The following is a 14,471-nucleotide window of genomic DNA, read 5'->3' as shown; positions in this document are numbered from 1 at the left end:
CGACGAAGGGGGAACGCGTGGGGCATGTCGCGGCAAGTGGTCGGGATCGTGGGTTAGAATCGAAGCCCGTGGTGGATGAACGCGGAAGAGCGCAGAGCGCAGACAACAACAACGACACGACCAAGCACATCTTCGTGACTGGTGGTGTCGTTTCTTCGTTGGGCAAGGGACTCACCGCCGCGAGCCTCGGCAACCTGCTGACCGCGCGCGGCCTCCGGGTGGTCATGCAGAAGCTCGACCCCTATCTCAACGTCGACCCGGGCACGATGAACCCGTTCCAGCACGGCGAGGTCTTCGTGACCGACGACGGTGCTGAGACCGACCTCGACATCGGCCACTACGAGCGCTTCCTCGACATCGACCTGTCGCAGGCCGCGAACGTCACGACCGGTCAGATCTACTCGACCGTCATCGCCAAGGAGCGTCGCGGCGAGTACCTCGGCGACACGGTGCAGGTCATCCCGCACATCACCGACGAGATCAAGCGACGCATGCGCCTGCAGGCGTCCGAGAGCCCGAAGCCCGACGTGATCATCACCGAGATCGGCGGCACCGTCGGCGACATCGAGTCGCAGCCGTTCATCGAGTCGGCGCGCCAGGTGCGCCACGAGCTCGGCCGCAAGAACGTGTTCTTCGTGCACGTCTCCCTCGTGCCGTTCATGGGTGCGTCGGGCGAGCAGAAGACGAAGCCCACGCAGCACTCGGTCGCCGCGCTCCGCTCGATCGGCATCCAGCCCGACGCGCTCGTGCTGCGCAGCGACCGCCCCGTCACCGAGTCGAACAAGCGCAAGATCGCACTCATGTGCGACGTCGACGAGGCCGCCGTGGTGAACGCGGTCGACGTGCCGTCGATCTACGACATCCCGACGATGCTGCACGAACAGGGCCTCGACGCATACCTGATCGACGCGCTCGGCCTCGACCAGAAGGCCGACGCGGTCGACTGGTCGGGCTGGAGCGACCTGCTGCGCGTCGTGCACGACCCCAAGCACGAGGTGAAGATCGGTCTCGTCGGCAAGTACATCGACCTGCCCGACGCCTACCTGTCGGTGACCGAGGCGCTCCGGGCGGGCGGCTTCGCGAACGACGCCAAGGTTGCGATCGAGTGGATCCCGTCCGACGAGTGCCAGACGCCCGAGGGTGCCCAGAAGCACCTCTCGCACCTCGACGGCATCTGCGTGCCAGGCGGCTTCGGCGTCCGCGGCATCGAGGGCAAGCTCGGCGCGCTGCACTTCGCGCGCGAGAACGGCATCCCCGTGCTCGGTCTGTGCCTCGGCCTGCAGTGCATGGTGATCGAGTACGCGCGCAACGTGGCGGGCCTGCCCGGCGCGTCGTCCAGCGAGTTCGACCCCGACACCGAGTTCCCCGTCATCGCGACGATGGAGGAGCAGGTGGAGATCATCTCGGGCGGCGACCTCGGCGGCACCATGCGGCTCGGCCTCTACCCGGCGAAGCTCGACGAGGGGTCGATCGTGGCCGAGCTCTACGGTGCGACCGACGTGAGCGAGCGCCACCGGCACCGCTACGAGGTCAACAACGCGTACCGCGAGCGCATCGCGGAGGCCGGCCTCGTGTTCTCGGGGCTCTCGCCCGACCGCAATCTCGTCGAGTACGTCGAGCTGCCGCGCGACGTGCACCCGTTCTACGTCGCCACCCAGGCGCATCCCGAGCTCCGCAGCCGGCCGAACCACGCGCACCCGCTGTTCCGCGGCCTCGTGGCGGCAGCGCTCGAACGCCAGCAGGCCAGCCGCCTGTTCGACGTCAACAATGGCTGACGCTGTCGACGGAACCCGGCGTGACGTGATCGTCGGCGAGTCGCCCGAGCGGCTCGCCGACGACCCGGCCTCGCTCCCGATCACGAAGAGCGAGACCGTCTTCGCCGGACGCGTCTGGAGCATCCGCCGCGAGACCTTCGAGCTCGGCGGCGCGCCCATCGTGCGCGAGTTCATGGACCACACCGGTGCCGTCGGGGTGCTCGCGCTCGACGACGACGACCGAGCGCTGCTCATCAAGCAGTACCGGCACCCGATCCGGATGCGCGACTGGGAGATCCCGGCGGGCCTGCTCGACGTCGACGGCGAAGATCCGCTCGTGGCGGCGCAGCGCGAGCTCGCGGAGGAGGCAGACCTCGAGGCATCCGACTGGGCCGTGCTCGCCGACTTCGCGACGTCGCCCGGCGGCAGCGACGAGGTGATCCGGGTGTACCTGGCCCGGGGCCTGCGTGCGACCGCCGAGGCGTACGAGCGCGAAGACGAGGAGGCCGAGCTCGAGACCCGGTGGGTGCCGCTCGACGAATGCGTCGACGCGGTGCTCGCGCGCCGCATCCACAACGGTCCGCTCGCGATCGCCGTGCTCGCCGCGCACGCGGCACGCGGCCGCGGCTGGCGCGGCCTCGGCGAGGCGGATGCCCCGTGGCCGAGCCGCACGCCGCCGATTCGAGGTTCGGCGGGGCGGTGACGACCGCAGCGCGGGTCGACGGCTATCTGCGGCACCTCGCCGTGGAGCGGGGCCTGTCGCGCAACACGACGGCGTCGTACCGGCGGGACCTCGCGATCTACGCCGACTGGCTCGAGTCACGCGGTCCGGGGGAGCTCGATCGCGTCGCCGAGCGCGACCTCTCCGACTTCGTGCGATACCTCGGCACCGAGCGCGAACCGGTGCTCGCGACCTCGTCGATCGCCCGCGTGCTCTCAGCGGTGCGGGGGCTGCACCGATTCCTCGCCGAGGAGGGCGAGCTCGACGCCGACGTGTCCCGCGACCTGCGCCCGCCGAAGCTGCCCGCGCGGCTGCCGAAGGCGATCCCGGTCGAGGACGTCGAAGCGCTCATCGCGGCCGCCGGAGGGGAGGAGCCGGTGCAGCTGCGCGACGCCGCACTGCTGGAGCTGCTCTACGCGACCGGCGCCCGCGTGACCGAGGCGGTCTCGCTGAACGTCGACGACCTCATCGACGACGAGGTCGTCCGGCTCTTCGGCAAGGGCGGCAAGCAGCGAATCGTGCCGGTCGGCAGCTACGCACGACGGGCGATCGACGCCTACCTCGTGCGCGCCCGGCCGATCTTCTCGGCGCGCGGTCAGGCGACGCCGGCCCTGTTCCTCGGCGTCCGCGGCAAGCGGCTCTCCCGGCAGGGGGCGTGGGACGTGATCCGCGGAGCGGCCGAGCGGGCCGGGCTCGAGGCATCCGTCTCACCGCACACCCTGCGCCATTCGTTCGCGACCCACCTGCTCGAGGGCGGCGCCGACGTGCGCGTCGTGCAGGAGCTGCTCGGGCACTCGTCGGTCGCGACGACGCAGATCTACACGCTCGTCACAGCCGATACACTCCGGGAGATGTACACGGCAGCCCACCCGCGTGCTCGCTAGAATCGACCAAGCCCTACCCGAACGGGCAGACGCCCGGACCAGGAGAGAAGACGACACGTGACGCAGCAGAAGCACGACTCGGCGGACGGAATCGCTTCGCTGGAGCCGGAGCTGGGTCCCACCGGTCGCCCTCACCGCGAGTTCCCCGAGCCCGCTCCGCTCGCCTCGCACGGTCCGGCGCGCATCATCGCGCTCTGCAACCAGAAGGGCGGCGTCGGCAAGACGACCACCACGATCAACCTCGGTGCGACGCTCGCCGAGTACGGCCGCAAGGTGCTCGCGATCGACTTCGACCCGCAGGGCGCCCTGTCGGCCGGGCTCGGCGTGCAGACGCACGACGTGCCGACGATCTACGACCTCCTGCTGTCGCGCCAGCTCGAGCCGAAGGACGCGATCCAGCGCACGACGGTCGAGGGCCTCGACGTGATCCCGGCGAACATCGACCTCTCGGCGGCCGAGGTGCACCTCGTCACCGAGGTGGCCCGCGAACAGATCCTCGCCGGCGTCCTGCGCCGCGTCGCTCCCGACTACGACGTCATCCTCATCGACTGCCAGCCGTCGCTCGGCCTGCTCACCGTGAATGCGCTCACGGCGAGCCACGGCGTCGTCATCCCGCTCGAGTGCGAGTTCTTCGCGTTGCGCGGCGTGGCCCTGCTCATCGAGACGATCGACAAGGTGCGCGACCGGCTGAACCCCGCGATCACGCTCGACGGCATCCTCGCGACGATGTACGACGCTCGCACGCTGCACTCGCGCGAGGTGCTCGAGCGCGTCGTCGACGCGTTCGGCGACCAGGTGCTCGAGACGGTCATCACGCGCACCGTGAAGTTCCCCGACGCGACGGTCGCGGCGACGCCGATCACCGAGTTCGCCCCCGAGCACCAGGCGTCGAAGGCGTACCGGCAGCTCGCGAGGGAGCTGGTCTTCCGTGGCGCGGTCGCCTGAGCAGGCGCCCGCGGACGAGGCTGCCCCGGCCGAGCGAGCTGCATCGGCGGGCGACGAAACGGTGACGGATGCCGCGGGCGCGGGCGACGACCCCGGGTTCCGCGTCGCGCTCACCAACTTCGAGGGACCGTTCGACCTGCTGCTCTCGCTCATCGCGAAGCACGAGCTCGACATCACCGAGGTGTCGCTCTCGAAGGTGACCGACGAGTTCATCTCCTACCTCAAGGGCCTCGACTCCGAGGAGGAGCTCGATCGGGCGAGCGAGTTCCTCGTGGTCGCGGCGACGCTCCTCGACCTGAAGGTCGCCGGGCTCCTGCCGCAGGGCGAGCTGGTCGACGCGGAGGACGTCGCGCTGCTCGAGGCCCGCGACCTGCTCTTCGCGCGGCTGTTGCAGTACCGCGCCTTCAAGGAGGCGGCGCGATGGTTCAGCGGCGAGCTCGACGCCGAGGCGCAGCGGCACGCGCGCACGGTACGGCTCGAGGAGAAGTTCCGGCAGCGCGCACCCGAACTCGTCTGGAGCCTCTCGGCGGAGGACTTCGCGGCGCTCGCGACGCTCGCGCTCACACCGCGCGAGATCCCGGTCGTGGGGCTCGACCACCTGCACGCACCGCTCGTGTCGATCCGCGAGCAGGCGGCGCAGGTCGTCGCCGTGCTGCGCCGCGGCGAGCCGGTGACCTTCCGCCAGCTCATCGCGGGCGTGGCGCAGCGGGGCGTCGTCGTCGCCCGATTCCTGGCCGTGCTCGAGCTGTACCGGCACGCCGCGATCGGCTTCGAGCAGCTCGAACCGCTGGGGGAGCTGACGCTTCGCTGGGCGGCCGAGCACTGGACCGACGCGAACCTCGAGAGCCTGGGGGCCGACTATGACGAATGAGCCGACCACGACCGACGAAGCCGAGGGGGGAACGATCGCCGACGGCCCCGAGCTCTCGGTCGCGACCCCGCTCGACGTGCCCGGCCAGCCCCACATCGACCTCGATCGCGCGATCGAGGCGATCCTCTTCATCGCCGACGAACCGCAGAGCGTCGTCCACCTCGCCGCGGCCGTCGCGCGGCCGGTCGCCGAGGTCCGGGCGTCGATCGCGCGGCTGCGAGTCGACTACGACGGGGGAGCGCCGTCGGGCGAGCCCCGTACCGACCTCGCCGTCGTCGAAGCCGAGGCACGCGGCATCCGTCGCGCCTTCGAGCTCCGCGAGGTCGGCGGCGGCTGGCGGTTCTACGTGCGCGGCGAGTACGACGCCCTGGTGACCGACTTCGTCGTGACCCAGTCGTCGACCCGGCTCTCGCAGGCCGCGCTCGAGACGCTGTCGGTGATCGCGTACAAGCAGCCGATCTCGCGTTCCCAGGTCGCGTCGATCCGGGCGGTCAATGTCGACTCCGTCGTGCGCACCCTGCTCGGGAGGGGACTCGTGACCGAGGTCGACACCGACCCCGAGACGGGCGCGATCCTCTACGGCACGACCGACCTGCTGCTCACGAACCTCGGCATCAACTCGCTCGATGAGTTGCCGCCCATCTCACCGCTGCTCGACGACGGACAGGGAGGATTCGACCTCGATGGCTGAATCGGAAGTGGCAGGCGTGCGCCTGCAGAAGGTGCTCGCCGCCGCGGGCGTCGCGAGCCGTCGCGTGGTCGAGGAGTACATCCTCGCCGGGCGCATCGAGGTGAACGGTCGCATCGTCACCGAGCTCGGCACCCGCGTCGACCCCGAGACCGACCTCGTCTCGGTCGACGGCGTCGCCGTGCAGCTCGACACGGCCAAGCGGTACTACATGCTCAACAAGCCCACGGGGGTCGTGTCGTCGATGCGCGACGAGCAGGGTCGTCCCGACCTGCGCCGGTTCACCGACGACCTCGAGGAGCGCGTCTACAACGTCGGCCGTCTCGACGCCGAGACGAGCGGCCTGCTCGTGCTCACGAACGACGGCGAGCTCGCGCATGTGCTCGCGCACCCGTCGTTCGGGGTCGAGAAGACGTACGTCGCGAAGGTGCGCGGACGGCTGACCCCGCAGACCCTCCAGCAGCTCAAGCAGGGCATCGAGCTCGACGACGGTCCGATCAAGGCCGATCGGGCGAAGATCCTGCAGACGCAGGGCGACGCGAAGCACACGATCGTCGAGATCACGCTGCACTCCGGCAAGAACCGCATCGTGCGGCGCATGCTGAAGGCCGTCGGCCACCCGGTCGTCGAGCTCGTGCGCCGCCAGTTCGGGCCCCTGCACCTCGGTACACTGAGGGCCGGTCAGCTGCGCGAGCTGACGAAGGACGAACGCGGCCGGCTGCTCACCATCGCCAGGTCCGCCGGCAGCGGGGCATCGGCCCCGGAAGGGCACTGACGTGGTCGAATCACGGCTCACCGGCCAGGTGCGCGTCGTCGGCGCTGGGCTCCTCGGCACGAGCGTCGCGCTCGGGCTGCGCGCCCGTGGCGTCGACGTCATCCTCGCCGACGCCTCACCGACGCACGTCGCGATCGCGACCGATCTCGGCGCCGGCCAGCCGGCCCGGCCCGGCGACGACCCGCGGCTGATCGTGGTCGCGGTGCCGCCCGACGTCACCGCACGGGTCGTCGCCGACGAGCTCGCCGCCTTCCCCGAGGCGATCGTCACCGACGTCGCGAGCGTCAAGGCCGGCATCCTCGACGAGCTCACCGGCGCGGGCGCCGACGTGTCGCGCTACATCGGCTCGCACCCGCTCGCCGGACGCGAGCGCGGCGGCCCACTCGCCGCCCGCGCCGACCTCTTCGCCGGCCGGCCGTGGGTCGTCGCCGCGCACGACGCGATCAGCTACCAGCGCGCGGGGGCCATCGACGACCTCATCCTCGACCTCGGGGCGACCCTCGTCGAGATGACGCCCGACGAGCACGACCGCGGCGTCGCCCTCATCTCGCACGTGCCGCAGGTCGTCGCGAGCGTCATGGCGCGCCGGTTCATCGACGCCCCGAACGCCGCACTCGGGCTCGCCGGCCAGGGCGTCCGCGACGTGACCCGCATCGCGGCGAGCGACCCCGACCTCTGGGTGCAGATCCTCGGCGCGAACTCCGCGCCCGTCCGCGACATCCTCGTCGCCTTCCGCGACGACCTCGACCGCTTCATCGAGGCGCTCGGCGATCCCGCAGCGCCCGGCGCTCGGCGCCGCGTCGCCGAGGAGCTCACGGGTGGCAACACGGGCGTCGCGCGCCTTCCCGGCAAGCACGGCACCGACAAGCGATTCACGACCGTCGTCGTCATGGTCGACGACCGACCGGGCCAGCTCGCCCGGCTGCTCGCCGAGATCGGCGAGATCGGCGTCAATCTCGAAGACCTGCGGCTCGAGCACTCGCCCGGCCGTCAGGTCGGCCTCGCCGAGGTGCAGGTCGTCCCCGAAGCAGCCGATCGACTGACCAACGAGCTGGCCGAGCGCGGCTGGCGCATCGCCGGCTGAGCCGGCCCGAACCACCCCCTGGAGGCATCCGTGGAGATCCCCGTCGTCGTCGCCGTCGATGGACCCGCCGGCAGCGGCAAGTCGAGCGTGTCGAAGGCGGTCGCGAAGCGACTGTCGTACGGATTCCTCGACACCGGCGCGGCATACCGGGCGCTCGCGTGGCACGTCGAGGCGTCGGCCGTCGACACCGACGACGCCGACTCGGTCGTCTCATGCCTGCCGAGCTTCGACTACCGCATCGGCACCGATCCGGCGGGCTACCGGGTCCACGTCGGCGACACCGACGTGACCGAGGCGATCCGCGACCCGGAGATCTCGGCGGTCGTCAGCCGTGTCGCCCGCGTGCCCGAGGTTCGCACGCACCTCATCGAGCTGTTCCGGTCGATCATGGCCGCCGAGCGACGGCCCGGCATCGTCGTCGAGGGACGCGACATCACGACGGTCGTCGCGCCCGACGCGCCCGTCCGCATCCTGCTCACCGCGTCCGAGGAGGTGCGCATGGCCAGGCGCGCCGCCGAGCTGGCGGGCAGCTCGGTCGCGGTCGTCGGCGAGGCCATGCGCAAGCGCGACGCCGCCGATTCGAAGGTCGTCGAGTTCATGACCGCGGCCGAAGGGGTCACGACGGTCGACTCGAGCGACCTGGACTTCGAGCAGACGGTCGACGCGGTGATCGCGGTCGTCGAAGCTCGCCGTGATTCAGAGACCTCGCCCGGCGCCTGAGGTCAGCGCTTCGTGAGCGTGTCGACCAGGTCGAAGAGACCGAGCTCGCTCGCGGCATCCCTCGCCACGAGGAACCCGACGATCCCGAGGATCCAGGCCGTGTTGTCTGCCGCGGTGCGTTCGAGCTAGGCGGCGAGGCGCTCGAGGGGCCGCTGCACGAGCGGAGCGGCGACGATGCGCAGCGCGAGGAGCAGCAGCGCCGGAGCGATCATCACCGCGCAGTAGCCCGCGAGCGCGGCGAACCGCATCGGTGCTGCGAGATCGGCCTCGGCCAGCATGCCCATCGCGACGAGATAGGGCAGCATCGTGGCGACCTCGATGAGCCCGGCGGCCAGCGCGACCGCCATGACGTTCGCAGGCGATGCCGCGTCCGAGAGCAGGCGGTCCCGCCAGCGGGAGATTCGGCCGCCCCGAGAAGCCGCGCCCGCCGCGCCTGCGGCGCCTGCGGCGCCCGCTTCGACGGCGAGGGTCGGGCCCGACACGACGTGCCGGGATGCCGCGGCGGAGGTCGCCCGGCCGGCGACGCCCGCGTCGGCGTGGACGGGCGGCCGTGTGCGGGCGCCCGTCGGCATCGCGAACGCGATGACGATGAGGGCGACGCCGACGCCGAGGCGCACGACGAGGCCGGTCGTCGAACCGAGGAAATCCCGGCCGACGTCGACCAGGTTCACGAGGCCCAGCATGAAGAGCACGCCCACGAGCAGGTAGAAGACCGCGATCGTGACCAGGTAGAGCAGCACCCTTCCACCCCGGAGCCGCGGCGCGAGCAGCAGGAACACGGGGATCAGCAGGGTGCCGATGCTGAGTCCGTCGAGCAGCGCCAGCGCGGCGAGCGAGAGCCCGAGCGGAGCGTCGGTGAGGAGATCCATGCCTGCCAGCCTGTCGTCGCGCCCTGTTCGCGCGCATCGGCCGGATGACCGAGCGACCCTGACGGCACTCATCCTTTCGGCGTACCGCGGAGGAGCCCGGGCGTGCTTCGATGGAGGGCATGGACACGGCGATGCGTGGAGCCGCGACCGGGACGACCGGATCAGGGGACGGGGCATTCTCCCGCTGGATCCGGCGGCATCGGCCGCTCATCGACGCCGGCGGGATCGCCGTGCTGAGCGTCGTCGCGGCCGCGGTGGGAATCGGCGAGATCTGGAACGCGATCTCGGTGCTGCCCGAGCCGGTCTCGCAATGGTGGGGCGTCGCGCTGTCGCTGCCGGCGGTCGTCTGCGTCGCGCTCAAACGTCGGCATGCCCGTATCGGCCTCGCGATCGTGAGCGTGCTCTGCTTCGTCGCCCTGTTCACGGTCGGCGGCATCGGCACGCTCGTCGCGCTCCTCGACCTGCTGTGGACGGTGACTGTCGGGGCGGGCGCGACGGTGCGTCGTCGCATCCTCGCCGCCTGCATCGCCGCGACGGTCACCATCACCGGACTCGCGCTCGTCGTGACGGGCGACGGGCGCATCGCCGTGCTCGTCGGCCTCCAGCTCGGCGCCTTGCTCGGCACCGACTACTGGTGGGCGACCGCCGTCGCCCAGGCGAACGAGCTCGCCGCTCTCCACCGTCGAGAGGCACGCGAGGTCATGCGACTCGCCGAACGCGACCGGCAGGCGGCGCTGCAGCGCGAACGCGACGGCATGGCGCGCGAGCTGCACGACCTGGTGGCGGGGCACGTGTCGGCGATGGCGATCCGCGCCGAGGCCGCACTGTCGAGCGATCGCGAGCCGGGCGCCGACGGTGCCGCGCTGCGGGCGGTGCGCGACTCGAGCCTCGAGGCGCACGAGGCGCTGCGCTCGATGATCACCGTGCTCCGCGCCGGCGGCGGCGAACTCGTCGTGCCGCCGCGATTCGACCGCGTGCCGGGCTTCGTCGACGAGGCTCGCCGGGCCGGGCTCGAGGTGACCGTCGACGGCCCGCCGGCGGCGCTGGTGCCGTCGGTGCCCGCGGCGGTCGAGCAACTGGCCGCGCGCATCGTGCAGGAGTCGCTCGCGAACTGCGCCCGACACGCGGCGGGAGGCCGGGTCGCGGTCGCGATCGAGGTCGGGGCCCGCTCGCTCGACGTTCGCGTGGACTCGCAGGACGGCCGCCCGCTCGAGCGCCCGAGCCTGCCCGGCAACGGCACCGGTCTCGCAATGCTCGACGAGCGGGTGCGAGCCTTCGGCGGGCGGTTCAGCGCCGGTCCCGACGGTTCCGGCTGGTCGGTGCGTGCGACGATTCCGGTCGCCGCATGACGGCGCCCCGGGTCATGGTCGTCGACGACCACGGGGCCATCCGCGAAGCCCTCCGGATCATGCTCGAGACGCACGGTCTCGTGGTGGTCGGCGAGGCGGCCGATGGTGCCGCGGCTGTGCGCAACGCCGCGGCGCTCCGCCCCGACGTCGTACTCATGGACCTCCGCATGCCGGGCGTCGACGGTGTGACGGCGACCCGCGCGATCGTCGAACGGGGTCTCGGCGAGGTGCTCGTGCTCACGAGCTTCGACGAGGACGATCTCGTCTTCGGTGCGATCCGTGCGGGGGCCGCCGGCTTCCTGCTGAAGACCGCGGATGCCGCGACCCTCGTCGACGCGGTGCACCGGGTCGCCGGCGGCGAAGGGGTGCTCGATCCGCGGGTCACCCGTCGTGCGCTCGCCGTGCTCGCCGGTGGGGTGCCGCTCGCCGCGTCGCCTGGCGAGCCCGCCGATCCAGAGGCGGAGGAGGACGAATCTCCGTTGTCGAGCCTGACGGGGCGCGAGCGCGACGTGCTCGCGGGCCTGGCGCGGGGCTGGTCGAACGCGGAGATCGCCGAGCATCTCGGCATCGCGTTGCCGACGGCGAAGACCCACGTCTCGAACGTGCTCGCCAAGCTCGGGGCACGCAGCCGGACCCACGCCGTCGCGCTCGCCCGCGGGAGCGAACCCGAGGCCTGAGCACGCGGAGGTGCTCCGAAGATCGGCGTCGGCCCGCGGCATCCGGACTTCACAGCCGGCATACGGCAGACTGGTAGCCGCGCGCATTCGCGCCCACGACGTTCCAGGAGACAGTATGACCGACCAGCGCGACGAGTACGAAGACGTCGCCCACGACGACCTGGCCGAGCGGCTCGCCGGCGTCGACGACGAACTCGCCGAGCAGCGGGCCGCGGCCCTGCGCTCGGGCCTCAGCGACTACGAGCTCGACGACGACGACCTCGAGGTGCTCGAGCACTCCGAAGAGGGCGTCGAAGGCATCCGCTACCTCCCGGCCCTGCCGGTCATCGCGATCGTCGGCCGTCCGAACGTCGGCAAGTCGGCGCTCGTGAACCGCATCCTCGGCCGGCGCGAGGCTGTCGTCGAGGACACGCCGGGTGTCACGCGCGACCGCGTCTCGTACAAGGGCGAGTTCCTCGACCGTCGCTTCACCCTCGTCGACACGGGCGGTTGGGAGCCCGACGCGAAGGGCATCGACGCATCGGTCGCCGCGCAGGCCGAGGTCGCGATCGACCTCAGCGACGTCGTGCTCTTCGTCGTCGACGCGACGGTCGGCGCCACCGCGACCGACGAGCACGTCGTGCGCCTGCTGCGGAAGACGAAGAAGCCCGTCTTCCTCGTGGCGAACAAGGTCGACGACGCACGCCAGGAGCCCGAGGCCGCCGCGCTGTGGAACCTCGGCCTCGGCGAGCCGTATCCGGTCTCCGCGCTGCACGGTCGCGGCGTGGCCGACCTCCTCGAGCAGGTCTTCAAAGTGCTGCCGCAGGTCTCCGCGGTTGCGAAGGAGGAGTTCGGCGGACCCCGCCGGGTCGCCATCGTGGGCCGACCGAACGTGGGCAAGAGCTCGCTGCTCAACAAGGCAGCGGGCGAGGAGCGGGTCGTCGTGAACGACCTCGCCGGCACCACGCGCGACCCCGTCGACGAGCAGATCGAGCTCGGCGGCAAGATCTGGCGCTTCGTCGACACCGCGGGCATCCGCCGTCGCGTGCACCTGCAGCAGGGCGCCGACTTCTACGCGTCGCTCCGCACCCAGGCGGCCCTCGAGAAGGCGGAGGTCGCGGTCGTGCTGCTCGACGTCACGCAGCCGATCTCCGAGCAGGACGTGCGCATCATCGATCTCGTCCTCGAGTCGGGCCGTGCGCTCGTGCTCGCTTACAACAAGTGGGACCAGCTCGACGACGACCGCCGCCGCTACCTCGAGCGCGAGATCGAGCAGGACCTGCACCACGTCACGTGGGCGCCGCGCGTCAACATCTCGGCACGCACGGGCCGTCACCTCGAGAAGCTCGTGCCGGCGCTCGAGACGGCGCTCGAGGGCTGGGACACCCGCATTCCCACGGGCAAGTTCAACGCCTTCCTCACCGAGCTCACGCAGGAGCACCCGCACCCGGTGCGCGGCGGCAAGCAGCCGCGCATCCTGTTCGGCACCCAGGCGGGCAGCCGTCCGCCGACATTCGTGCTCTTCACGACGGGCTTCCTCGACCCGGGCTACCGCCGGTTCATCCAGCGGCGCCTGCGCGAGGTGTACGGCTTCGAGGGCACGCCGATCGTCGTGAACATGCGCGTGCGCGAGCGCCGCCAGCGCTGAGCGCAAGCGGTCGTGCGGGGGAGCGCTCGATGGAGGTCACCGTCCGGGTGAAGCCCGGGAGCCGCAAGGGCTCGCTCGTCGAGGCGACCCCCGACGATCCCGCAGCCTCGCTCACCGTCTTCGTGCGCGAACGCGCGGTCGACGGCGCGGCGAACGGCGGCGTGATCGTCGCGATCGCGGCGCACTTCGGCGTCCCGAAGCGCGACGTCGAGATCGTGCGGGGCACCACGGCCCGCATCAAGCGGGTGCGGGTCGAAGGCGTCTGATGCGGTCGGATGCCTCAGGGTCGGCCCTCGGCGTCGTGCTGGCCGCGCTCGCGGACGACTCGGCACGGCTCACCGCGCTCGCGCCCGCCGTCTCGGCCGACGAGCCCGATGCGGTGCATCAGGCCCGCGTGCTCGTGCGCCGCTTGCGCAGCGTGCTCGCGGGTGCGCGCGGACTGCTGGCCGGTCTCGGCAACGGTGACGGCGGCGACGTCGACCGGGTGCGTGCCGACCTCGGTGCGCTCGGGGACGAGCTCGGCAGGATTCGCGACCTCGAGGTGCGGATCGCGCAGGTGGAGTCGTACTTCGGCGCGCCGACGACCGATGAGCTCCTCCGTCGGCTCGCCGCCGACCTACGAGCCAGGCACGGCGCCTTGCACGCAGCGTTCGCCGTGCGGCTCGCCGTGTCCGCTGACGGCGGCGAGCCGATGGCAGCGCCCGTCGAGCGATTCCTGGCTCGTGCCGCCCGGGGCGAAGAGCATCACGCCGATGCAAGGATCTCCACCGAACGGGCATTGGTCGCGCTGGTCGCCGATGAGGCGCATCGGGCGCTCAGGCTTGCCGCGCGCTCGGGAAGCGATCTCGCGTCGCGGCACCGGCTTCGTCGGGCGGCACGACGCCTGCGCTACGTCGCCGATGCGGTGCGCTGCGGCGTCGGGCCCGTGCGCCGTGGCGAGGTGCACGAGCTCTCGGCCGCCGCGGAAGCGGTGCAGGATCTGCTCGGCGCCCACCGCGATCGACGGTTGTTCGCCGCCGAACTCGAGGCGGTGCTGCGCGACGGCGACGCCGATGCGAGTGCGGTCTCGGGTTGCCGGGCGATCACGGTCACCGTGGAGGCCGAGGCGGCGTCGCTCCTGAGTGAGCTGCCGCGGGCGATGGCGGAGTTGCGGGACCGTGCCTCGGTCGTCTGCAGAGTCGACGAGGGCTGAGATCGACCCGTCGGGTGCCGCTTCGGTCCGCCCCGCGTCAGAGCTCGTGGATGATGGCCGCGCGCTGCGCCTCGTGCTCGGCGGGAGAGATGACTCCACGATTGCGGAGATCGTCGAGCTCGCGCAGACGGCTCTCGACCGTTCGGGGGAGTGCCGCACTGCGGTCGTCGGTCGTGGCCGAATGCCGGGCGACGAGGACGATCGGAACGACGATCGCCGCGACGACGAGCGCGAACACGAGCATCACGCCCAGGATGACGAGAACGTGCCAACCGCCCATGCCGTAGAACATGAGGTCATCGTAACCCCGCCGAG

Annotated in this window: 16 protein-coding genes; 14 read left to right on the top strand and 2 right to left on the bottom strand. The window is 71.5% G+C overall.

The window, feature by feature from the left end; genetic code table 11:
- The first annotated feature begins 71 nt into the window (after positions 1-71).
- The 9 genes from MUN74_RS00830 to cmk are packed head-to-tail and all read left to right on the top strand — an operon-like array spanning position 72 to position 8,442.
- Positions 72-1,775: a CTP synthase gene (locus MUN74_RS00830; protein WP_244856521.1), complete on the top strand. Its 1,704-nt coding sequence runs from the start codon at positions 72-74 to the stop codon at positions 1,773-1,775.
- The gene (locus MUN74_RS00825; protein ID WP_244854494.1) at positions 1,768-2,457 is read left to right on the top strand and encodes an NUDIX domain-containing protein; all 690 of its coding nucleotides are present in this window, start codon (positions 1,768-1,770) and stop codon (positions 2,455-2,457) included. Before MUN74_RS00830 ends, MUN74_RS00825 begins: the two co-directional genes overlap by 8 nt.
- Complete coding sequence (xerD, locus tag MUN74_RS00820) at positions 2,454-3,359, top strand: site-specific tyrosine recombinase XerD (protein WP_244856519.1); 906 nt, start codon at positions 2,454-2,456, stop codon at positions 3,357-3,359. The genes MUN74_RS00825 and xerD overlap by 4 nt, the downstream gene beginning before the upstream one ends.
- Positions 3,360-3,416: 57 nt before the next feature.
- Positions 3,417-4,304, top strand: coding sequence for a ParA family protein (locus tag MUN74_RS00815; RefSeq protein WP_244854493.1), 888 nt, complete (start codon positions 3,417-3,419; stop codon positions 4,302-4,304).
- Positions 4,288-5,175, top strand: a complete 888-nt coding sequence (locus MUN74_RS00810; protein ID WP_370647323.1) for a segregation and condensation protein A — start codon at positions 4,288-4,290, stop codon at positions 5,173-5,175. The genes MUN74_RS00815 and MUN74_RS00810 overlap by 17 nt, the downstream gene beginning before the upstream one ends.
- Positions 5,165-5,866, top strand: coding sequence for an SMC-Scp complex subunit ScpB (gene scpB, locus MUN74_RS00805; RefSeq protein ID WP_244854492.1), 702 nt, complete (start codon positions 5,165-5,167; stop codon positions 5,864-5,866). The genes MUN74_RS00810 and scpB overlap by 11 nt, the downstream gene beginning before the upstream one ends.
- A complete protein-coding gene (locus MUN74_RS00800) occupies positions 5,859-6,638 on the top strand; it encodes a pseudouridine synthase (protein ID WP_244854490.1) in 780 nt (259 codons plus the stop codon). The genes scpB and MUN74_RS00800 overlap by 8 nt, the downstream gene beginning before the upstream one ends.
- 1 nt (position 6,639) lies before the next feature.
- Positions 6,640-7,722: a prephenate dehydrogenase gene (locus tag MUN74_RS00795; protein WP_244854489.1), complete on the top strand. Its 1,083-nt coding sequence runs from the start codon at positions 6,640-6,642 to the stop codon at positions 7,720-7,722.
- Between the two features lie 30 nt (positions 7,723-7,752).
- Positions 7,753-8,442 (top strand): (d)CMP kinase, encoded by a 690-nt coding sequence (cmk, locus tag MUN74_RS00790; protein WP_244854487.1) that lies wholly within the window; start codon positions 7,753-7,755, stop codon positions 8,440-8,442.
- 125 nt (positions 8,443-8,567) lie between these two features.
- On the opposite strand, the gene MUN74_RS00785 is transcribed toward cmk, so the two are convergent.
- Positions 8,568-9,311: a GAP family protein gene (locus MUN74_RS00785; protein ID WP_244854485.1), complete on the bottom strand. Its 744-nt coding sequence runs from the start codon at positions 9,309-9,311 to the stop codon at positions 8,568-8,570.
- Between the two features lie 119 nt (positions 9,312-9,430).
- Between MUN74_RS00785 and MUN74_RS00780 the strand changes: the two genes are divergently transcribed.
- The 5 genes from MUN74_RS00780 to MUN74_RS00760 all read left to right on the top strand — a co-directional run bounded on the left by MUN74_RS00780 (position 9,431) and on the right by MUN74_RS00760 (position 14,156).
- Positions 9,431-10,660, top strand: coding sequence for a sensor histidine kinase (locus MUN74_RS00780; RefSeq protein WP_244854483.1), 1,230 nt, complete (start codon positions 9,431-9,433; stop codon positions 10,658-10,660).
- The gene (locus tag MUN74_RS00775) at positions 10,657-11,337 is read left to right on the top strand and encodes a response regulator (RefSeq protein WP_244854481.1); all 681 of its coding nucleotides are present in this window, start codon (positions 10,657-10,659) and stop codon (positions 11,335-11,337) included. The genes MUN74_RS00780 and MUN74_RS00775 overlap by 4 nt, the downstream gene beginning before the upstream one ends.
- Before the next feature lie 115 nt (positions 11,338-11,452).
- Positions 11,453-12,964, top strand: a complete 1,512-nt coding sequence (gene der, locus MUN74_RS00770) for a ribosome biogenesis GTPase Der (RefSeq protein WP_244854480.1) — start codon at positions 11,453-11,455, stop codon at positions 12,962-12,964.
- 29 nt (positions 12,965-12,993) lie between these two features.
- Positions 12,994-13,230, top strand: a complete 237-nt coding sequence (locus tag MUN74_RS00765; RefSeq protein ID WP_244854478.1) for a DUF167 domain-containing protein — start codon at positions 12,994-12,996, stop codon at positions 13,228-13,230.
- A complete protein-coding gene (locus MUN74_RS00760; RefSeq protein ID WP_244854476.1) occupies positions 13,230-14,156 on the top strand; it encodes a CHAD domain-containing protein in 927 nt (308 codons plus the stop codon). The genes MUN74_RS00765 and MUN74_RS00760 overlap by 1 nt, the downstream gene beginning before the upstream one ends.
- A gap of 37 nt (positions 14,157-14,193) precedes the next feature.
- On the opposite strand, the gene MUN74_RS00755 is transcribed toward MUN74_RS00760, so the two are convergent.
- A complete protein-coding gene (locus tag MUN74_RS00755; protein ID WP_244854474.1) occupies positions 14,194-14,448 on the bottom strand; it encodes a hypothetical protein in 255 nt (84 codons plus the stop codon).
- Between the last annotated feature and the right edge of the window lie 23 nt (positions 14,449-14,471).

This window comes from Agromyces sp. H17E-10, assembly GCF_022919715.1.
In the GTDB taxonomy this organism is placed as follows: Bacteria; Actinomycetota; Actinomycetes; order Actinomycetales; family Microbacteriaceae; genus Agromyces.
This window is presented reverse-complemented; position numbering and strand designations above follow the sequence as displayed.